Source organism: Lysinibacillus cavernae (assembly GCF_009724685.1).
GTDB classification, from domain to species: Bacteria; Bacillota; Bacilli; order Bacillales_A; family Planococcaceae; genus Lysinibacillus; species Lysinibacillus cavernae.
Map to the genome: position 1 here is coordinate 632,990 of NZ_WMEF01000001.1, position 20,527 is coordinate 653,516.

Annotated in this window: 19 protein-coding genes; 14 read left to right on the top strand and 5 right to left on the bottom strand. The window is 35.7% G+C overall.

Annotation, left to right across the window (positions count from 1 at the left end):
* Window positions 1–10: 10 nt before the first annotated feature.
* Together GJU32_RS03115 and GJU32_RS03120 are read left to right on the top strand one after the other, a co-directional pair.
* Window positions 11–712: a response regulator transcription factor gene (locus tag GJU32_RS03115; RefSeq protein WP_155590471.1), complete on the top strand. Its 702-nt coding sequence runs from the start codon at window positions 11–13 to the stop codon at window positions 710–712.
* Window positions 696–2,210, top strand: coding sequence for a sensor histidine kinase (locus tag GJU32_RS03120; RefSeq protein ID WP_155590472.1), 1,515 nt, complete (start codon window positions 696–698; stop codon window positions 2,208–2,210). The genes GJU32_RS03115 and GJU32_RS03120 overlap by 17 nt, the downstream gene beginning before the upstream one ends.
* 6 nt (window positions 2,211–2,216) lie before the next feature.
* Here the strand turns inward: GJU32_RS03120 and GJU32_RS03125 are convergent, their stop codons facing one another.
* Window positions 2,217–2,522, bottom strand: a complete 306-nt coding sequence (locus GJU32_RS03125; RefSeq protein ID WP_155590473.1) for a hypothetical protein — start codon at window positions 2,520–2,522, stop codon at window positions 2,217–2,219.
* Window positions 2,523–2,801: 279 nt separating this feature from the next.
* Between GJU32_RS03125 and GJU32_RS03130 the strand changes: the two genes are divergently transcribed.
* Window positions 2,802–4,403: a Na/Pi cotransporter family protein gene (locus tag GJU32_RS03130; protein ID WP_196426566.1), complete on the top strand. Its 1,602-nt coding sequence runs from the start codon at window positions 2,802–2,804 to the stop codon at window positions 4,401–4,403.
* Window positions 4,404–4,503: 100 nt separating this feature from the next.
* On the opposite strand, the gene GJU32_RS03135 is transcribed toward GJU32_RS03130, so the two are convergent.
* Window positions 4,504–5,397, bottom strand: a complete 894-nt coding sequence (locus tag GJU32_RS03135) for a LysR family transcriptional regulator (RefSeq protein ID WP_155590475.1) — start codon at window positions 5,395–5,397, stop codon at window positions 4,504–4,506.
* A 101-nt stretch (window positions 5,398–5,498) separates the two neighbouring features.
* Between GJU32_RS03135 and GJU32_RS03140 the strand changes: the two genes are divergently transcribed.
* Window positions 5,499–6,692, top strand: a complete 1,194-nt coding sequence (locus GJU32_RS03140) for a YbfB/YjiJ family MFS transporter (RefSeq protein ID WP_155590476.1) — start codon at window positions 5,499–5,501, stop codon at window positions 6,690–6,692.
* Window positions 6,693–6,736: 44 nt separating this feature from the next.
* On the opposite strand, the gene GJU32_RS03145 is transcribed toward GJU32_RS03140, so the two are convergent.
* The gene (locus GJU32_RS03145) at window positions 6,737–7,597 is read right to left on the bottom strand and encodes a YitT family protein (RefSeq protein WP_155590477.1); all 861 of its coding nucleotides are present in this window, start codon (window positions 7,595–7,597) and stop codon (window positions 6,737–6,739) included.
* A 31-nt stretch (window positions 7,598–7,628) separates the two neighbouring features.
* A complete protein-coding gene (locus GJU32_RS03150) occupies window positions 7,629–8,168 on the bottom strand; it encodes a transcriptional regulator (RefSeq protein WP_155590478.1) in 540 nt (179 codons plus the stop codon).
* Between the two features lie 185 nt (window positions 8,169–8,353).
* Between GJU32_RS03150 and GJU32_RS03155 the strand changes: the two genes are divergently transcribed.
* Genes GJU32_RS03155 through GJU32_RS03170 form a run of 4 tightly spaced genes read left to right on the top strand, consistent with a single transcriptional unit; the run spans window position 8,354 to window position 10,688 of the window.
* A complete protein-coding gene (locus GJU32_RS03155) occupies window positions 8,354–8,605 on the top strand; it encodes a PLD nuclease N-terminal domain-containing protein (RefSeq protein WP_155590479.1) in 252 nt (83 codons plus the stop codon).
* The gene (locus tag GJU32_RS03160; RefSeq protein ID WP_155590480.1) at window positions 8,589–9,491 is read left to right on the top strand and encodes an ABC transporter ATP-binding protein; all 903 of its coding nucleotides are present in this window, start codon (window positions 8,589–8,591) and stop codon (window positions 9,489–9,491) included. Before GJU32_RS03155 ends, GJU32_RS03160 begins: the two co-directional genes overlap by 17 nt.
* Before the next feature lie 6 nt (window positions 9,492–9,497).
* Window positions 9,498–10,277, top strand: coding sequence for an ABC transporter permease (locus tag GJU32_RS03165; protein WP_155590481.1), 780 nt, complete (start codon window positions 9,498–9,500; stop codon window positions 10,275–10,277).
* 27 nt (window positions 10,278–10,304) lie between these two features.
* Window positions 10,305–10,688 carry a GntR family transcriptional regulator gene (locus GJU32_RS03170; protein ID WP_155590482.1) on the top strand — a complete coding sequence of 128 codons (384 nt, stop codon included), beginning with the start codon at window positions 10,305–10,307 and terminating at the stop codon, window positions 10,686–10,688.
* Window positions 10,689–10,743: 55 nt separating this feature from the next.
* Here GJU32_RS03170 and GJU32_RS03175 read toward each other — a convergent pair whose 3' ends face one another.
* Window positions 10,744–12,141: a hypothetical protein gene (locus GJU32_RS03175; RefSeq protein WP_155590483.1), complete on the bottom strand. Its 1,398-nt coding sequence runs from the start codon at window positions 12,139–12,141 to the stop codon at window positions 10,744–10,746.
* A gap of 426 nt (window positions 12,142–12,567) precedes the next feature.
* On the opposite strand from GJU32_RS03175, the gene GJU32_RS03180 reads away from it, so the two are divergent.
* From GJU32_RS03180 to GJU32_RS03205, 6 genes are all read left to right on the top strand, one after another.
* Window positions 12,568–13,254 (top strand): response regulator transcription factor, encoded by a 687-nt coding sequence (locus GJU32_RS03180; RefSeq protein WP_155590484.1) that lies wholly within the window; start codon window positions 12,568–12,570, stop codon window positions 13,252–13,254.
* Window positions 13,251–15,017 (top strand): HAMP domain-containing sensor histidine kinase, encoded by a 1,767-nt coding sequence (locus GJU32_RS03185; protein ID WP_155590485.1) that lies wholly within the window; start codon window positions 13,251–13,253, stop codon window positions 15,015–15,017. The genes GJU32_RS03180 and GJU32_RS03185 overlap by 4 nt, the downstream gene beginning before the upstream one ends.
* Before the next feature lie 215 nt (window positions 15,018–15,232).
* Window positions 15,233–15,886, top strand: a complete 654-nt coding sequence (locus tag GJU32_RS03190; RefSeq protein WP_155590486.1) for a GDSL-type esterase/lipase family protein — start codon at window positions 15,233–15,235, stop codon at window positions 15,884–15,886.
* A 7-nt stretch (window positions 15,887–15,893) separates the two neighbouring features.
* Window positions 15,894–17,045 carry an acyltransferase family protein gene (locus tag GJU32_RS03195; protein WP_196426567.1) on the top strand — a complete coding sequence of 384 codons (1,152 nt, stop codon included), beginning with the start codon at window positions 15,894–15,896 and terminating at the stop codon, window positions 17,043–17,045.
* 419 nt (window positions 17,046–17,464) lie between these two features.
* On the top strand, window positions 17,465–18,160 hold the full coding sequence (locus tag GJU32_RS03200) for a polysaccharide deacetylase family protein (protein WP_230874911.1): 696 nt from the start codon (window positions 17,465–17,467) through the stop codon (window positions 18,158–18,160).
* Between the two features lie 530 nt (window positions 18,161–18,690).
* On the top strand, window positions 18,691–20,523 hold the full coding sequence (locus GJU32_RS03205; RefSeq protein WP_196426568.1) for an S-layer homology domain-containing protein: 1,833 nt from the start codon (window positions 18,691–18,693) through the stop codon (window positions 20,521–20,523).
* Window positions 20,524–20,527 lie beyond the last annotated feature (4 nt).

Here is a 20,527-nt window from a genome sequence, read left to right on the forward strand (position 1 = left end):
GTGGGATTATATGAGTAAAGAAACAATTTTAATAGTAGATGATGAAAAGGAGATAAGAAATCTTATCGCCATTTATTTGAAAAACGAAGGATATCATGTGTTAGAGGCATGTGATGGGGAAGTGGGCTTACAGTTAGTAAAGAAGCATAAGGTCCATTTAATCGTATTAGATTTAATGATGCCGAATGTGGATGGCATTGAGATGTGTATGAAGGTAAGAGAAATAGCGGAAATGCCAATCATCATGCTGACCGCAAAATCTCAGGATATGGATAAAATTGTCGGCTTAACAATAGGTGCCGATGATTATATGACAAAACCCTTTAACCCTTTAGAGCTGATCGCCCGCATTAAATCTCAGCTGCGTCGCTATCTTAAAATGAATGGCTTAAATAGAAACAATGGTGATGAAATTGAAATCGGTGATTTACGTATCAATACAGCGACACATGAAGTGTTGGTTAACAATGAAAAAGTTAAGTTAACACCAAGGGAGTTTGCTATTTTGGAGTTGCTTGCAGGTAGTCCAGGTATTGTGATGAGTGCGGAGCAAATTTATGAAAAGGTTTGGAAAGAGGAGGCTTTTCAATCGGAAAATACAGTGATGGTCCATATACGAAAAATACGAGAACGAATTGAAACTAATCCAAGAAACCCTCAATATATCAAAACTGTATGGGGAGTAGGGTATAAAGTTGAAAAAGATCTTTAGGCCATTTTTTATGTTAAAGGGGCTAGTGAAGCATATTTGTGTGAAGATAAAAAACAATATACAGCGGAGCATTCGAATTCAACTATTTACAACGTTTATTTTATGTGCTCTTGGTAGCTTTTTAGTGTCTCGGGCAGTACTTCCATTGTTTGAGAATCTCAATGAGACAGTCAACGTTGATTATAGTTACAGTATGAAGATGATGTATTATCGTGCACACGATACAGCAGAATTGGCGACCCAAGAAAATAATATGGATGCATTAAAGCAAATGATTGAACAAGAAAATGAAAAAATAGAAGGTGATCAGAATGCTTTGAAAATTAGTGTGACGGATGAAGCCGGTGAGGTTTTATATAAAACAAAGCAGGTAAAAGAGCAAAACATCGATTTGCATGAAGAAATCCGACATGCCATGGATTTTGCTACGAATCAACCGTTTGATAATGCGTATCCTGAGTCGATTGAAACCTCACAGGAAGAATTTACAACCTTAGTGCCCCTGACATTACAGGGCAAAAATTATTATTTCTTTGTGAGTGGCCTTCCTCAAGGTGAAGCGATAACCAGTACGAGTGAAGGACCCATACCTTTTTTCATTGGTATCATTTTATTTATCTTATCGTTCTTTTATATAACAAAACGCAAAATGAATCAAATAGAGGAATTGGCGAAGGGGGTCATGGAAATAGCAAAAGGAGATTTAGCTTATCGTATTGAGAGAAAAGGGCAAGATGAAATCGCTCTTTTAACAGATAATATCAATCAGATGGCAGAAGAAATCATGACAAATATTGAAATAGAAAGAAAAATTGAGCAACAAAAAAATGAGCTCATTACAAATGTTTCACATGACCTAAGAACACCACTTACCTCGATTATGGGTTATTTGCGTCTATTAAGAGAGGAAAAGTATGAGACAAAAGAGCAATATGACGAATATTTGAAAATAGCCTTTTCTAAATCCGAGCAATTAAAAAATTTAATAGATGATTTATTCGAGTATACAAAGCTAACGAATGATAAAAATACCGTAGTGCGACAACAGGTCTGTTTGAATGAGCTGCTCGATCAATTAATGGAGGAATTAGTGCCGCTTGCGGAGGAAAAGCAGCGCATATTTATTAAACACTTTTCGGAGGAACGAATTATCGCGGCGCTTGATTCGGAAAAAATTGTTCGTGTGTTTGATAATTTACTAATCAATGCTATTAACTATAGTGCTGGTGATGGGAAAATTTTGGTCTCCCTTGAAGGACAAGACAATCAGGTCCGAATTAGTGTTGCAAATAAAAGTGACAAGTTTACAGCGGAAGAGCTTGATAGTTTATTTGAAAGATTCTATAAAAAAGATCAATCAAGATCCAACGTTACAGAAGGCTCTGGGCTCGGGCTAGCAATTGCCAAGAGCATCGTGGAGCTTCACGGAGGAACAATTCTCGCTAAGTACAAGAACGGGACATTATACTTTATTATCACATTACCACTAGCGCAATAATATCGGCTACAGTGGATGAATAGTGATAGCGTGATGTGTTTGTTTATGTTGTGAAAGCATTTCTTGCATTGTTGCGAATATGGTCACGTCTTTTATCAATATTTGAATTTCGGTCTGTTTATATTGTCGTTGAAAGTCAAAAATATAATCTCTGATGATTGGTAAATTATACTGATTATTAATTTCTACCTCGACGAAAAATGGCAGTGTTAAATCGGGAAGCTTTGTACTGCCTCCACGACGAATCCAAACAGCTTCTTGCACATAGTAGCGAATAGGCAACTGGCGGTTACTAGCAATATATAAATCCATATAAAGCTCCTTTCATTGGCTAATTACAGCCTAAAGGAAATAAGTTCAGTCGTCAAAAGAAAACATGTGGAAATCTCATGAAGGGATTTTCTCATGTTTTTTTGTTTGTTTTTTGTTGATTTTAACTTGAATATGTCCGTTTTTTGGACTGATTGTAAAGTTGATGTAAACATTTAATTAATCCATTGTAAATGATATGTACAGACAGCTTAAAACTATTAATAATAAAGTCTGACAACAAGGAAAGGGTTGAATGGATTGGGTATCAATGTACAGGAGATGATTTTCCAATTTCTTGGAGGGTTAGGTTTATTTCTTTTTGCTATCAAATTTATGGGAGATGGCTTGCAAAAGGCAGCTGGTGACCGTCTACGAGATATTTTAGATAAATTTACAACAAATCCAATAATGGGTGTACTAGTTGGTATTGTTGTAACAGTTCTTATACAGTCAAGTTCTGGGACAACTGTGATTACAGTAGGATTAGTAAGTGCAGGACTAATGAAATTACGCCAAGCAATCGGAGTTATTATGGGTGCCAATATTGGGACAACTATAACTGCATTTATTATAGGAATTGATGTAGGTGCTTACGCATATCCGATTATGGCAGTAGGCGCGATTTGTTTATTTTTCTTTAAGAAAAGCATTATTCAAAATATTGGGCAAGTGTTATTCGGATTTGCAGGTTTATTTATTGGTTTAGAGCTTATGAGTGGTGGGATGAAGCCACTTCGAGATTGGCAACCATTTTTAGATTTAACTGTACAAATGTCTGATGTGCCTATTTTAGGCGTTTTAGTAGGAACGATATTCACGCTAATTGTTCAATCTTCCTCAGCCACAGTAGGTATTTTACAAGGGCTATATGCTGAAGATTTAATTTCTTTACATGGTGCATTACCTGTCTTGTTTGGAGATAATATTGGGACAACCATAACAGCCATCTTAGCTGCCTTGGGTGCTTCTATTGCAGCAAAACGAGCAGCTGCCACACATTTACTATTTAATGTAGTTGGTACGATCATCTTTATGCTGATACTAGGGTTATTTACGAACTATGTTGAATGGATTGCAGGTGTATTAAATCTGGAGCCAAAAATGCAAATTGCCTTCGCACATGGAACGTTCAATGTCATTAATACACTCATTCAACTGCCGTTTATTGGCGTATGGGCATATGTCGTAACAAAATTAATTCCTGGTGAAGATTCAGTCATCGAATATAAACCTAAATTTTTAGATAAAAACTTAATCGTCAAATCACCTTCGGTTGCACTAGGTCAAGCGAAAATGGAAGTAGTTCGCATGGGTGAGTATAGTATTCAAGGTCTAGAAGAAACGTTAACCATTTTGAAAACAGCAGATGCTAAATTGATAGGCAAGGTCAGTCAATTAGAGGAAGCAATAAATAATTTAGACCGTAAATCCACTGAATATTTAGTTGAGCTATCGAAGCAATCTTTATCGAAGCAAGATTCTCAAATGCATCATGCTTTATTTGAAAATATTCGAGATATTGAACGAATTGGCGATCACGTAGAAAATATTATCGAACTTCTTCAATATAAAGATAGTAATCGTGTTCGCTTAAGTGATCAAGCGCTGAAGGAGTTAGAAGATATGTTTGTTTTCACATTGGATACTGTGAAAATGGCAATCGAATGTTTAGATAAGCGGGATCTAACTTTAGCACAGCAAGTCATAGAAAAAGAGAATGAAATTGATAATATGGAGCGACGTTTACGTAAACTGCACATTAAGCGATTAAATGAGGGCGTATGCTCAGGTTCTGCAGGCATTGTATTTGCAGATATCGTAAGTAATTTAGAAAGAATTGGTGATCATGCTTCCAACATAGCGGAAACGGTTATTGCCTAATAGAGAGCTGTTCAGCGGAGAAATAGGCGCTGAACAGCTTTTTTAATAGACAGACAGGTAGAATTGCAAAAGTAACGGATGGCATTTTAAATGTGACGGTTCAGAAGTGATAGTTCAAACCCTCACAACGTTGGTAAGCATCTAGAGATTCTAAAAAGAACTGTAATATAGGTGACTGTACATCATCCTTACGATAAATAAACCATGTGGGAACATGTGCTTGCTTGTTCGTTAATTCGTGCAGTGTCAATGCTTGTGTCGTCATATATTTTTCCGCAATAGCACGGGGAAGTAAGGTGATACCTAGGCCAGCAGCAACACAGCCAATGATGCCGTCAAGTGTACCAAATTCCATTCTATTTTGTGGTTGTACGCCATCTTCATGTAACCAATGTTCCAAGATAGCCCGATAGGAACAACCATGACGGAATGTAATGACTGTGCTACCTTCTAAATCTCGTAGATTAGAAATAGGTTTATGCTTGTTGGATGTGATAACAACGAGCTCCTCACAGACAAATTCTTTCACCAATATATTTTCTTTGTATACAGGTCCAGTGACAAATGCGCCATCCAATTCATAGTTTTCTAAACGTTCAATATTTTGCTGAGACGGGCTTGTCAAAATCGTGATATCCACCTGTTCGTGGGCTCGATGAAATGTTGTTAACAGCGCTGGTAAGTGTAAAGCTGCAGTCGTTTCCATCGAACCAATCCGTAAAACGCCTTTTTGCTCCTCTGTATCTTGTACGATTTCAAAAGATTTTTCATAGAGATGAAGCATCTTTAATACTAACTCATAAAATTGTTCCCCTTTAGGAGTTAGCCGTATGCCTCGATGTCCCCGATAAAAGAATGTTGTATCATACGTTGCTTCAAGGCTTTGTATTTTCATTGAGATGTTAGATTGAGTGTAACTAAGTGCTGCCGCAGCTTTAGAAAAACTCCCTGTTTGGACGACTGTTCGAAAGATCGTTAAATCATTAATATGCATAGACCCTCCAGCTATCAATTTTTTTGATATCTATTATAACGAATTGAATCTATTTGTGATACCTGGATATTCGATATAGTGAGAGGGAAAGGATTGATACTATGCACAAGCAAACCAATCAATATTTAATTGGCGGGGTATTTACGTTGGTAATCGCCATGGGCATTGCTCGTTTTTCCTATACAGTTATTTTACCGTATATGCAAGAAACATTTGAATTTAGCCGTGCTACTGCAGGTTATTTAGCAACAAGCAATTATTTAGGCTACCTAGTTGGAGCTTTAGTGGCAGGGCGTTTGCCAATAGAAAATAAACGCATCCCATTTTTGCAAACTGCACTTGTTATCAGTATGTTGACTACTGCTTTTATGGGCTTTACGAATGCCATCATTTTATGGCACATACTGCGGTTTATCTCCGGTGTTATGAGCGCTTTTATTTTTGTGGTCATTGCTAGCCTCGTTCTTGATCAGTTGGCTAGTAGCGGTAAGACTCACTTATCAGGTCTTTTCTATAGTGGGGTTGGCGCAGGGATTGCGTTAAGTGCCATTATTGTTTCACCAATACATGCGGTCTTTAATTGGAATGGAACTTGGATTGCTTTAGCGCTGTTTTGTGCTATATTGTTTGTTTTTATCGTGATATTCATAAAATCCACTCCACAGAGTAAGCAACAAATGACGAGTCAATCTATTACATCAAAGAAGACGCCGCCTAAGACATGGATGAAGTGGTTAATCATGGCCTATAGTTTAGAGGGCATGGGCTATATTGTCACGGGTACCTTTATTGTGTCGATTGCACAAGAGTCGACTAGCTTTCATGGGAATGCAACCTTCGTGTGGTTTGTTGTTGGTATAGCAGCATTTCCATCATGTATTGTATGGTCAAAGCTTGCACAACATTATGGTTATGTAAAAACACTGTTTATTTCTATGCTACTGCAAGCAATTGGTATTGCTTTACCCGCATTTGCTACAAATACAATCACACTCTACGCTAGTGCCTTTATTTTTGGTGCAACTTTTATGGGTATTACAACGGTTGGCACAACACTAGCAAGACATATTGTTCCTGTTAACAGTCATCAAATTTTAGGCTATTTAACGGCTGGCTATGCTTTAGGACAAATGATCGGACCCTCCATTGCAGGGACACTTGCCAATGGTACAAATAGCTATCAATATGCATTGATTGGTGCTGCCGCAGTAGTAATGATTGGGGCATTATGCTTAATAGGTGGTCTTAAATATGAAATGACAAATGATTCTTTATCCTCTCAAAGTAGTAAATAAACAAAAAAGTAAGTAAGACCTTGTACGTCTTACTTACTTTTACATTAATGGATATCTCGTTTCTTAAAGTTCCCACCGCGAACCTCAGAAACATCTGAAATGACAACGAAAGCACCTTCGTCGATATCTTTAATAATAGTAACTAGTTTATTTTCTTCCATACGGTTAATCACACAGTTTAAAATTTCCGTTGGTTCATTGGAGAAACCGCCACGCCCATGTGTATAAGTAACACCACGACCTAGGCGAGCTTGGATTGCATCGCCAATCTCCTCAGATTTTGCACTGACCACACGAACTTCTTTTGATTTCTCTAAACCTACTTGGATAATATCAATAACATTTTTCGCAATATAGTACGTTAACGCTGAGTATAAAGCACTCTCTAAGCCGAAAATAAAGCTAGCCCCTAAGAAAATAAAGGCATTGATAAATAATATAATATCACCAACTGAAAATGGAATCTTACGCGATAATAGTACAGCTAAGACCTCTGAACCATCTAAAGCGCCACCGTTTCGTAAGACAATCCCAATCCCAACACCAAGCAGCATACCACCAGATAAGACAATCAGTAGTGGATCATTTGGGCCAAGAATAGTTTTAACATCATGCAAAAGTACAGTAGAAATAGATAATGCTGCGATACCAGCACTACTCATTAAAGCAAAGGTTTTTCCGACTTGCTTATAACCGATATAAATGAACGGAATATTTAATACAAAGAGCAGTAAGCCTAGCGGAATACCAAAGAGGTGAGCCCCCATAATGCTTATACCCGTTACACCGCCGTCAATAACAGCATTTGGAATTAATACAGCTTCTAGTCCGTAAGCGGCAATAACTGCCCCTATAATAATCATGATTAATTTTCGTGTATTTTCTAGTGACTTTCCTTTTTTCATAAATCTTCTCCATTTCTTTACGTCAATAGTACTAAGGTTTTGGAATAATATTTATAGCAATTGTTTTCGTCTCAGAACCTTTATTTGAGTCGGCCATATTATAGTATTTAGTAAACAAATCGTTTAATTCATTATCAAAGTTTCTAAATTGATCGATTGTTAACGTTAAGTCGACTAATGAAAAAGTTGCTAAATCAGTAGTATTTTCTTTTTCATCAAGAGAATGTAAATAATTTTGATATTGAGATAATAAAGCCAATTGATAGTAGGAAATATAATTTAATTTTTGCTTGGTTGTGAGTTGCGTCCAATCCTCCTTACTAAGTTTTGCTGCGCCTTCATTTAATGCATAAAACTTCTCTGTAACAGAACGTACTTTTCGCTCTTTCACAATTTTTATAATGTTTTCGTCCACTAAAATTTGGATATGTCGATATAGAGTTGCCTGTGGTACATCCTTAATGACAGAAATCATCTCCAAAGTGCTTAATCCTTCTTCTTTATTTTGCATTAGAGCTTGTAAAATTTTCATTCTCACAGGGTGCATTAATACCTCTGCTTTATTACGCATAAACCGATCCTCCTATCAGAAAAAATGAGATGGCATCAAGGGAAGCAATCAAATGTTATCAATATGAGAACATTATCAAAAAATATACTATAGATATTTTTTTTAATTGTACAGTAAAAAGGTAATGCAATTTTTTTATTCTTTTGTTATCATTATCGATAATGATAATGAAAGGGGCTATAAAAATGAAGTTACATTATGGCTTTGAAGATTTACATCAAATTGATTGGGCGAGTATACTTCCAATTCTTTTACCTTTTTTATTCGTAGGATTTTTACTCATCGTAATTGCCTTAGTTGATTTATACAGACATCGAGAATCGAGAGAAAACATACTTATGTGGACAGTTATTATTTTGTTCTTTAATACAATTGGCTCTGTTCTATACTTCGTTATTGGTAGAAAGGATGTAAATAAACGTGCGCTTAGAAATTAACAATATTACGAAAAGGTTTAAACAAAAAACGGCTGTGAATGATTTTTCTATGGTAATTGATGCGAATGAGTGTGTTGGTCTTATAGGACCAAACGGGGCAGGGAAATCCACCTTGATTCAAATTATTGCTGACATTCTGTATGCAGATCATGGGGACATACTTCTTGATGGACAAAAGATTTCAAAGATGAAAGAGCAAATTGGTTATTTACCGCAGTATCCTAATTTTTTCTCGTGGATGACAGCATTTGAAACATTGTCCTTTATGGGAACACTTTCCGGTCTATCAAAACACGATTTACAGGAAAAAATTCCACTCCTTCTAGATAAGGTGGGTTTAGGGAAAGAAGCGCATTTTCATGTCGGGACATTTTCAGGAGGAATGAAACAACGCCTTGGCATCGCACAAGCTTTATTGCACAAACCTGCATTAATAATTATGGATGAACCAGTATCTGCACTAGATCCAATTGGTAGGCGAGAAGTGTTGAACCTATTAAAGGAGATTAAAAAAGAAACGACTATATTACTTTCAACGCATATATTAAGCGATGCGGAGGAAATTTGTGAGCGCTTTGTGGTAATTAAAAATGGTTACAAAATAGAAGATGCCACAAAGCTAGAGTTGCTTGATCGTTATCATGACTCAGCTATCTTTCTAATGATTCGAAAGGAAGATTATTCTTGGTTAACAACGATTGAAAATTTACCGTATGTAAAGAAAATCGAAAGTTGTGGTAACGGCTTTAAAATATATGTAAATCGATTGGAAGATGATGCACATCGATTGTTACAACATGGATTGGATTCAAAAGTGGTATTTATAAAGTTTGATCTGGGCATTCAAGAAAGTTTAGAAGAAGTCTTTTTAGAATTGGTGGTGTAACGTGGCGTGAATACGTTTTTAGCATTAAGTAAAAAAGAAATAACCCAAATGACAAAGGAATATAAAATTGTTTGGTTACCAATTGTATATATTTTACTAGGGCTAACTCAACCAATCATGATGTATTTTTTGCCAGCTATTCTACAATCAATGGGCGGCATCGAAGGGATTATGATTGATCCTTCAATGGCAAAGCCAGAGGGAAGAGAGGTGCTTGCCTCAACACTTAATTCACAATTTGACCAACTAGGTATTATCATTCTAGCCATTGCAACGATGGGTATTATTCAAGGTGAAAAAGCCAATGGGATGATGGCATTTATACTAACAAGACCAGTTTCGGTCTCTTCCTACATAAATAGTAAAATCCTTATTCATTTTGGATTAGCCGTCATATGTATTACACTTGGATACGCAATGTCCTTTGGCTATACATCCTATTTATTTACTGCTGTTCCCATTACACAGGCATTTTTAGCCTTAGTATTTTATTGTGTTTGGCTATTATTTGTTATTACGTTTGTTGCAATGATGAGCACATACTTTAATAATTCTGCATTTATAGCGTTAATAAGTATCGTTGTCCTATTCGTATGTCGTTTCTGCGCTGGCTTACATCCATTGATAGACGTTATTAATCCTGCAAGCAATAGTTTGTATGCTACATCTATTCTATTGACAGGTGAAGTAGAATTTTTGTATTGCTTTAATATTATTGTCACAGGGCTACTTGTTTTATTAATGGTTGCTATCATGCATAATTTTATTGCGAAAAAGAAATTTTAATTTTAAAATGGAGGGATTTCTCGATAAATGAATGTCAATGTAAATCGAAGGAGTAAAATTCCATTTTATCAGCAGCTAACACAGCAACTTCTTTCAGTCATAACTACTGGTATTTTAAAAAAGGGTGACCAATTACCTTCCATTCGCAATCTAGCGACACAAACAAATCTCAATCTTCATACTGTTCATAAAAGCTATAAAGAACTTCAGAAAAAAGGGATCATCACGATTAAACCTCATTCCAGAGCTTTTATTATTGTTGATTCTAGAAAAGCGAAAAATATTTCCCTTCAACAAATATCTATGAGTATCGAACAAATAATGATAGAGGCTTCTATTTTAGAGATTAATGAATTTCACCTAAAACAGCTGTTCGAAGGAGGTTTACAAAAATATTATAGTGAACGTTAAATTAAAAGAGACGGCACCTGTTCCTTAAAAAAGGGCCATCTCTTTTTTACTGTATTTAAATCAAAAACACCGCTACAATCGTTGTCACAACAAGCCCAATGACCACAGGGATTAAGTTACGTCTTGCGAGTTCAAATGGGCTCACATTACAAATAGCTGCAGCTGGAATTAATGCCCAAGGGATCAATGCACCACCACCAACCCAAATAGCTGTGATTTGCCCTAAAGCAGTTAAAGTTGCCGTCCCTCCACCAATGGCATTACCAAACAAACTGCCGACAGAGCCTGCTAAGGAAATTCCTGAGAAGCCTGAGCCATCTAACCCAGTAATGGCGCCAACTACCGCTAAAGTGATAACAGCAATTTCCTTTGTTAAAGGTACTACCGCTGCAAGACCAACACCGAGATCATTGACAATACCGTGCGAGGTAGCGGGTAGGTGATCACCAAGAATCTGTGTAAAGCCAGCATCTCCAAGATAGAAAAATGCTGCGATTGGGATTACGGGTCCAAAGACTTTAAAGCCGAATTGGAATCCTTGAATCAAATAGCTTGTTGTTTTTTCAAGTCCCTCTGATTTATGAGCAACAATGCTAAGTAAAAGCAAGATGAATACAGAGGTTCCACCGATCAAGGCAGTTGCATCGCCACCCTGTAATTTAAAGACTGCCATAGCAATTACATCTAAGATAAAGGCAATGGGAATAAGCACAGCAAAGAATCGTTTTTGCCCAACTGACAGCAAATTTTCCAATATTTCTTGTTCATCGATTTGATCTGACTCGCTGACATTGTTTACAAGTAAAGTTCCTCGTTTCATATCTCGTCGCAGGAAAATATAAGCAACAATTGTCGTCACCACCCCCATTGTGATGACGAGCGGAATACTAGCGGAAACAACCTCTCCAACAGGTATACCAGCTGCATCAGCTGTAAGCTTTGGCGCCCCCTGTATGACAAAATCACTCGATAAGGCAATACCATGCCCAAATAAATTCATCGCCATGGCAACGCCAAGTGCAGGGAGGCCCGCACGGATCGCAACCGGCAAGAGCACTGCTCCTAACAATGCAACAGCAGGCGATGGCCAGAAAAACCATGAGATAAACATCATTAATAGACCAATCGTCCAATAGGCTAGGGCAGGCGTTTTAATGATTTTGGTGAAAGGCGCAACCATGACCTCATTAATACCAGAAGTCATCATCACTCGACTCATGGCAACAATAATAGAAATAATAAGTATCGTAGATAACAGCTCTGTAATGGCATAAATAAAGCTGTTAAAAACACCACTAATGGAAGAAGTTAAATCGCCAGTCGCAACAATTGCTAACATGAAGATGCCTACTACACAAATGAGGGTGGTATCGCGACGTTTAACCATAAATCCGATGATAAGCACAATAAAAACAACGTAAATCCAATGGAGAGCAGTGAATTCAATCCCCATAACGTTTCCCCCTCAATATTCGACCTGATTCTATAGAATATGAAGAGATAAAAAGATGGTGATGGATTTGAAAAATTTCGATTTAGGTAAAAGGTTAGATAATTGCAATTATATTAATAAAATAAAAAAGATGATCCCTAAGGCAATAGTATATTTAGTAGGATTAACTTGTTTTCCATCTTTTGTAGCATAGAAAATAATCTTCAAATCAACTTTTAGGAAGTGGGTATCTCATTGTTTGCGTCTTTGTAAATATATAGTAAAGTATGGATAAAATAAAAATGTATGGTGTGGCAATTAAATGTGTCAGCGATTCCTAAAGAAGGTTTTACAATTATGGTAGCAAGTTAAAATCTTTATCTCATCTTTATCTCATTAGGGTATTCTTACATCGTACTAACCTTTATGACATTGCGAGGGAGAAAAATGCAAAAAAAAATACTAATTGTAGAAGATGAAGACATTTTACGGGAAATAGCGAAAGATTATTTATTGAATGAAGGATATGAAGTATTAGAAGCAGTAAACGGAAATGAAGCATTGGCTATATTTGAAAAACATGAAGTACATTTAATTATTTTGGATATTATGTTGCCAGAGTTTGATGGATGGTCTGTTTGTAGACGAATTCGCAAGTCTTCTAACGTGCCTATTATTATGTTGACAGCCCGTGAGGATGAAGACGATACGTTACTTGGTTTTCAATTGGGTGCTGATGATTATATTACAAAACCATATAGTCCACCAATTTTATTGGCGAGAGTAAAACGATTAATTGAAAGCCGATATGCTCAAGCCGGTCATGTTCCTAATGAAGATAATTTGATTAATAATGGTATTCATGTCCATTTGCCTTCACGTACATTGACGGTAGATGGTGAAAATATAAATTTGACATACACAGAGTTTGAAATATTAACGTATTTAATGCAAAATCCAGGAATTATTATTACGCGAGAACAGCTAATTATTAAAATTTGGGGATATGAATTTGCTGGTGATGATCGCACGGTTAATAGTCATATCCGAAATCTACGAAATAAATTAGGGGATAAAGCAAATTGTATTGTAACTGTTATTCGGGCTGGTTATAAATTTGAGGGCAAAGCATGAAAATAGGCATTGTATCAAAATTATTTTTGCTAACAACGTCTTTATGTATGCTTATTTTGGTGACTATTTTTATAGGACAAACCATATTCTTCAAGCAATATTATGCGAACCAAAAGGTAAATGATATCGCAGAGCGTATTCAATCTTTTAAGGAAGAGTACTTAAAGGCAGGAGAAGATGTACCAACAATTCACAAGCTTGAGCAGAATTTTTACGAAGAAAATACGACATGGATTTTGACATTAGATAGTGTAGGAAATATTAAATACGCAAATGATTTTTCTGTAGAAATTCAATTAGATTCTTCTCAAAATAATAATTTTTCTAACCGTGTTATGAACATCCCACTATATAGCTTCACTGGTTTAGAAGATTTGCAAAGGTTAAAGTTTAACTTTGAACAGGGTAAAGGTATTATTGTCGACGGAGTGAAAAAAGATAATTTTGTAATTCCAGCAATTTTAACGGTAGAAAATATTGCATTAGAGAATAGGCTGCTATCAGAAAAGTTATATGGCAAAAAAGATACAGCACCTACTTTTCAAGGCACCTCCCCGTTATATCTAACGGGAGTCATTAAGAAATTACATTTACCAGAGGGTTCAAATATTTATGCAAATCGTGTGGTTATAGAAAGAATAAAACAATTTCAAGTCGATTTACTTTCAAATGGGAATCGAAAAAGCAATGTGGAGACAATGGACTATGAAGAAAATAATATAAACTACAAAATATTTATCAGTCCCGTAAAAGATATGTATGGCGAAACAATTTATATTTTTGCTATGACATCATTACAACCAGTGGATGAAGCTGTTCAAATGTTAGGAGATTATTATATATATCTAATTATATTAGTGCTACTCCTCATCGTTCTTGCATCATTTTTTTATTCAAAAATGATCGCTAAACCGTTATTACAAATAAATGATACTACCAATAAAATAGCAAATTTGGATTTTTCAGAGACAATACCGATTAAAACAAAAGATGAAATTGGTACTTTATCCTGCAATATTAATACACTATCCAAAACTTTGCATTCGTATATTAATCAGTTGCAACAAGATATAGAGAAAGAAAAGCAATTAGAAAATACACGTAAGGAATTTATTTCTGGGGTTTCACATGAATTAAAGACACCTCTAAGTATTATGAAGAGTTGCATCTCCATCTTGGAAGACGGTGTTGCAAATAATAAAAAAGATTATTATTTTAAGGCAATGGCAAATGAAGTAGATAAAATGAATATTCTCATTGTTGATATGCTTGAATTAGCAAAATTTGAGTCTGGTACGTACAAAATGGAGATGGATAATTTCTATATTGACCAGGTCATTGAGTATATATGTGAGCAATTAGATATTGACATAAAAAATAAGCAATTACATGTTCATAAACAACTTTCTAGCATTATGGTTGTTGCAAATCAACATCGAATTGAACAAGTTTTGACGAATTTTATTACCAATGCGATTCGATATACCACAGAAAATAATAAAATTATGATTTCCACGATAGAAGAAAACGAACGTATAAAAGTATGTGTGGAAAATCAAGGGGCACATATTGCGCAGGAACACTTAGCGAAAATATGGGATCGTTTTTATCGTGGTGACACGTCTCGTCAACGTTCGCAAGGTGGAACGGGACTAGGGCTTGCTATTTCAAAGAATATTTTAGAGTTGCATGGTGTACAATACGGTGTATCAAATACAGAAAATGGAGTGCTGTTTTACTTTTATTTAAATAAAAAATTGTAGTTGTTTTTATTGGAAACTTCTTATTATTTGTGCCATCCGTTCAAAGTTTTTTTGAACGGATTTTTTTATGACAATCTATAGCTACAACAACATTTCTCATTCTTTAAATGATATTGTCCTCGTCTTTACCTCATCTTTATCTCGTTATATTAATCTTTCTAATGTAAAGAACACTATAGCGTTCTTTAATCCAAATAATTAGGAGGTATATTGTTATGACGAAAAAAATTTTTTTAAGTGTGTTTATTGGAATTCTTGCAGTATTTGCTACGGCCTGCGGAAACAATCAAATTGAAAAGGAAATAGTTGTTGCTGATGCAAAGAACCCGTATAAATCTTTTTATGGTAAAAGTGTTTTTTTAGGTGATTCGCTTTTAATCGGTTTATCTGATGTGTTGGAGGACTCTAATGTAATTGCTAATGCAGGCGCAACAGCTCTATTCGCCATTGAAGAAGTTGATAATATTGTGAATCAAAAACCAGAACACGTATATATCATGTTGGGTTCAGATGACTTATTGTTCCCTGTAGACAACCCACAGAAAGATTCACTGGAGAATTACGTCAAATTAATAGAAAAAATAAAGGGAAAGCTGCCAAATGTGAAGATACATGTTTTATCAGTTCCATCTGTGACAAGAGAAGCAATTAAGGTAGAACCACGCTATAAAAATATTCCTGACTATAATAAGGGACTTGAAGAAATGGCGGTAATAGAGAAGATTGATTATATCGATTTATCTTCTATTTTCGAAAAAAATCAGGGGTTATATAAAGAAGATGGAATACATTTCAAGTCGGATTTTTTTCCTATTTACTTAAACCATATTAAAAAACATATCGAGTCCTCTAAAAATAATGAAGGATAAAGTAGAAATGGATGGAAATGAAATTAAGAAAAATCGTTATATGCCAGGGTTAGATGGAATAAGAGCGCTCGCCGTATTTGTTGTGATTGCCTACCATCTTGATTTTGAATGGGTTTCTGGAGGCTTTCTAGGTGTAGGCGTATTTTTTGTACTATCTGGATATCTCATTACAGATCTATTAATCTTGGAATGGGCTAATACAGGACAGATTAATTTGCGTCATTTTTGGATCAAACGCGCTAAACGTCTTTTACCAGGACAGATTCTCGTATTGATTGTAGTGGCTTTATGGCTATTGCTGTTTAACTTTTCAAGATTAGATATCCTGTGGGGCGACCTTTTAGCTTCAATTTTTTATGTGACGAATTGGTGGTTCATTTTTAATGATGTTGGCTATTTCTCAAATTTTGGAGAACCTTCACCTCTATTACATTTCTGGTCACTTGCTATCGAGGAGCAGTTTTATCTGTTTTGGCCATTTTTGCTCTTACTTGGACTCCGTTTCGTTCATAATCGTAAGCTGTTTATTGGGTTTATCCTTGTTGGTACATTAGCTTCTGCATTAGGAATGGCATATCTTTATCAACCAGGGTTAATGGATACAAGCAGAGTATATTTTGGGACAGATACTCGTGCGTTTGCATTGCTGATTGGAGCGGCACTCGCATTATGCTTTCCTAGCAAAATGTTTGAGGGGAATGTTGCAAACAACAAATATCTGCGTATTTCCTTGGACATAGTAGGTGGAATAAGTTGTGCTATTCTGTTTTGGATGATTTGGCAGACCAATCAGTACGAGGCTTTTCTTTACCGTGGGGGGATGGTGCTACAGTGTATCACTTCGGCTGTAGTTGTTGCTGCAGCGGTTCACCCATCAACTTGGATTACGCGTATTTTGGGTTGTAGGCTGTTACAATGGCTTGGTGTTCGTTCATATGGTATTTACATTTGGCATTACCCGGTTTTAGTTTTGTTCTTCCCACTGTCAGGTGGAGAAAATTCCATACCTCATATTCTTATACAAATTGGAATTACTCTTCTTGTCGCATCGATTTCTTGGCGATTTATAGAGCAACCAATTCGTTATGGAGAAGTAGGAAGTATGTTTAGGGGAATTTGGCGATTTGGAAGTAAAGAATGTTCCACTACTAAAAAGTAATAACACTGTCCTCTTCAAAACTGACCCTAGTCAATGAATACCTGACTTTAAATGTGGCAGATAAACACTGTGATGAAATCTGTTAATCTAATAGCCGATACACCTTGGTTATTGGCTAACAGATTTTTTGTGGATAAAATTTACAATCTGAGAGGAATGACTAAGTTTTTTTTCTTTAAATAACATCGACATTACCTTCACATCATCTTTATCTCTTTCTATTAATCTTTACAAAGTAGAAACATATTTTGAAATGAAGGGATTGATTATAGATGGCTATACAGTGTAAAAATAAAAAAAATCATAGAATAAAAAGGAAAATAATAATGTGGGTATTCCTAACAGTTACCACTTTTCTATTAATTTACATTTTGGGCACATTTACTTCCTATTCACCAAGAAAAATGATTGAAAATGGCATGGAAAAAGTTTTAGTCAATAAGAAAAATAGCGAAACAGGAACTCATCTCAATTCAAAAGATCCTTACGAAAAAGTAATTTATTTAACATTTGATGATGGTCCTTCTACTGCCACAGACGATATTCTTAATGTTTTACAAAAAAATAATGCTGCAGCAACGTTTTTTATGCTTTCACCCCATATGAAGGAACGTCCAAACACGGTTGAACGAATGATTAAGGAAGGCCATAGTGTTGGGTTACACGGTGTAACACATGATGTTAATCATTTTTACCATTCCAAACAAACGGTTCTTGATGAAATGAATGAAGCTCAAGAAGTACTAGAAAGTATTACTGGGATACCTTCCGTATTAATTCGTACTCCCTATGGAAGTGTACCCTATTTGATTGAACCTTTTAGAAAAGCTCTGAATACAGAGGGCTACAAATTATGGGATTGGAACGTGGACAGTCGTGATTGGGAACTGGCAGATGGGAATTACGTAAAAAGTGTTATTGATCAAATAAAATCATTGGAAGAAAGCGGAGCCACACCAGTAGTGTTGTTACATGACCAGCCCAAAACAGCGAAATATTTACCGCAATTAATGACCTATTTAGCAAATCAGGGATATCAAATAAAGAAACTCGATGATTCCGTTGAACCTGTAAAATTCGAGTGCGCTGACCGTTGTCATCCTATCGACGATTAAAGACAAAAAAGAATTTCATTGAATCCTTGTATTCATGAACGAAAAGGGGGGAACATACTGAGTAATTGAAATAAAGACCGATAATTCCTATTATTGTATATAAAAAAGGTCGATTCATTAACATGGAATTCGATCTTTTTTAATTCACTGTCAAAAACGGGGGTCAGTCCCATGATACTCATCAGCTTTTTTACTGTTATGTTTTGTATAGGAATTTCCAATGTCTGTCGGAACTGGTCGGGTACAATTGCGCTTTTGTTCATGAGAAAATATGATTGCATAAAATTAGAATTATCATAAAAGTTTAATTATTACAATGCTAGAGGATAAAGGACCTACTATTACTATTCTCATAAACATTGTAAAAGTTTAATATGTACTATTTTACATAAAATTTAGAATATTAACATTAAATTAGAATGTATTTATTATTTTTCTGTTAAAATTAATATGTTAACCAATATTTTGGTAAGGTAAATTTTAACAAAATTATCCTTATTAAATAGGGATGGGGAGGTATTACTCTAAGTATGAGTAAATCGAGGAAATCGAAGTATTTAAAAGCAATAACAGCAATGGCGTTAACGGCTTCAACGGTAGTAGTGGTAGCACCGATTGCATCTGAAGCGAGTAGTTTCAAGGATGTACAGCGAACACATCAATTTTATGACGAAATTAAAAATTTAAATGATCGTGGCATTATTAATGGGTTCCAAGATGGTACGTTTAAGCCTGAACAAAATTTAACACGTGGTCAAGCTGCTAAAATTATTGCGGGAGTATTAGGGCTGGATACATCGAATGTTAACAATCCAAACTTTAAAGATATTTCTACTTCTCATTTATATTTTGGAGCAATTGCTGCATTAAAGCATGAGGGAATTATAGATGGCTATGAAGATGGAACATTCCGTCAGGACGAATTTATTCAGCGTAACCATGTAGCAAAAATTTTAGCGAATGCCTTTAATTTAAAAGCTTCAAATACGAATTCATTACCATTCACTGATGTGCGTGCAGACTACAAAGACGCGATTGCTGCTTTATATGAAAACAACGTAACGACTGGTAAGACAGCTACATTATTTGATGGCTCTTCAAATGTAACACGTGGACAAATGGCTGCATTTATTACTCGTTCAGAAGCTGTTAGTAATCCGACTACTCAGCCTTCTCAAAGTGTAACGTTTAAAGTTGAAGAATATACAGCGAATGAAATTGCTATTAATGGTACGACTTATTTATTTGACGATTCAGTAAAGTCAATTTTTACAACTGAAAACAAAACCGCACTAACAGGGGCAAAAATTACAGCAACAATTAAAAATGGTGTTATCACAAAAGTAAATAATGTTGATTTAAATAATGCAGGTTCAGCAGAGATGGGCGTTGTATTCAATACAAATGCAACGCTCGATTCCATCACGATTAACGCAGATGGTGTGACAGTTAAGAATGTATCGGTTACAGGTAATGCAATCATTAACTCAAATGTTAAGACTAAAATTGAGTTTGATGGTGTGGCAATTACTGGCGATATTATTATAGCTGATGCAATCGATGGTCAAAGTACACCCGTATTGAAAATCAAAAATTCGAAAACTGGAAAAGTACAAGTCAAGCGTAATAATATGTCGATTGTGTCGGACACAGTGATTCCAGAAATTATCATAACAGCTACCATATCTGCTATAAATATTGACGGAGCAGCAACGAAGGTAACAATAGAATCTACAAAACTGAATATGACTGGGAATGTAAAGTTTGAACGACTAATAGTTTCAACGGCAGTGGAGTTAGCGTTGAATGCTGTTGGTTTAGTGAATTATTTAACGGTTCTAAGCCCTGATACTCGAATTACAATCGGTACTGGTTTACTAATAAATGACTTGTCGATTCCAGCAGGCTCAACGGTATCAAAAATTATTGTCAACTATGCCTCAGTTGCTTCCCAAATAAAAGCCATTATTGGCGGTTCTACGCCAAGTACTGGCGTGCCAAACACAGGTGGAGGAAATGTTGCACCCGATCCAGTTATTCCACCAGAAAAAGTGAATGAATATAATGTAAAGAATGCCGAGGAATTAACACAAGCAATAAAAAAAGCTAAAGCAGGAGACTTGATTAAGTTAACAGCTCCAGTGACTGCAGATGTAGCGCTAACAGATTTAGTAATGATTGATTTGAATGGACATACCTTGAAGGGGAATGTAACGATAACTGTACCAACAGCATCAGGGAAGTACTCTTTAATGCCATCTGATAGTACGGGTACTATTTCAGGGGATCTAATCATTTATGCGCCAAAAGTTAACATCAGTTTAGACGGGTTAACTGTTGAAGGGAACACAATAATTGAATAATAAC

Coding starts and splice junctions, on each gene's coding strand:
- GJU32_RS03115 (WP_155590471.1), top strand. CDS start 11: ATGAGTAAAGAAACAATTTTAATAGTAGATGATGAAAAGGAGATAAGA.
- GJU32_RS03140 (WP_155590476.1), top strand. CDS start 5,499: ATGCACAAGCAAACCAATCAATATTTAATTGGCGGGGTATTTACGTTG.
- GJU32_RS03195 (WP_196426567.1), top strand. CDS start 15,894: ATGGATGGAAATGAAATTAAGAAAAATCGTTATATGCCAGGGTTAGAT.
- GJU32_RS03155 (WP_155590479.1), top strand. CDS start 8,354: ATGAAGTTACATTATGGCTTTGAAGATTTACATCAAATTGATTGGGCG.
- GJU32_RS03145 (WP_155590477.1), bottom strand. CDS start 7,597: ATGAAAAAAGGAAAGTCACTAGAAAATACACGAAAATTAATCATGATT.
- GJU32_RS03170 (WP_155590482.1), top strand. CDS start 10,305: ATGAATGTCAATGTAAATCGAAGGAGTAAAATTCCATTTTATCAGCAG.
- GJU32_RS03205 (WP_196426568.1), top strand. CDS start 18,691: ATGAGTAAATCGAGGAAATCGAAGTATTTAAAAGCAATAACAGCAATG.
- GJU32_RS03130 (WP_196426566.1), top strand. CDS start 2,802: ATGATTTTCCAATTTCTTGGAGGGTTAGGTTTATTTCTTTTTGCTATC.
- GJU32_RS03135 (WP_155590475.1), bottom strand. CDS start 5,397: ATGCATATTAATGATTTAACGATCTTTCGAACAGTCGTCCAAACAGGG.
- GJU32_RS03150 (WP_155590478.1), bottom strand. CDS start 8,168: ATGCGTAATAAAGCAGAGGTATTAATGCACCCTGTGAGAATGAAAATT.
- GJU32_RS03175 (WP_155590483.1), bottom strand. CDS start 12,141: ATGGGGATTGAATTCACTGCTCTCCATTGGATTTACGTTGTTTTTATT.
- GJU32_RS03200 (WP_230874911.1), top strand. CDS start 17,465: ATGGAAAAAGTTTTAGTCAATAAGAAAAATAGCGAAACAGGAACTCAT.
- GJU32_RS03125 (WP_155590473.1), bottom strand. CDS start 2,522: ATGGATTTATATATTGCTAGTAACCGCCAGTTGCCTATTCGCTACTAT.
- GJU32_RS03185 (WP_155590485.1), top strand. CDS start 13,251: ATGAAAATAGGCATTGTATCAAAATTATTTTTGCTAACAACGTCTTTA.
- GJU32_RS03190 (WP_155590486.1), top strand. CDS start 15,233: ATGACGAAAAAAATTTTTTTAAGTGTGTTTATTGGAATTCTTGCAGTA.
- GJU32_RS03180 (WP_155590484.1), top strand. CDS start 12,568: ATGCAAAAAAAAATACTAATTGTAGAAGATGAAGACATTTTACGGGAA.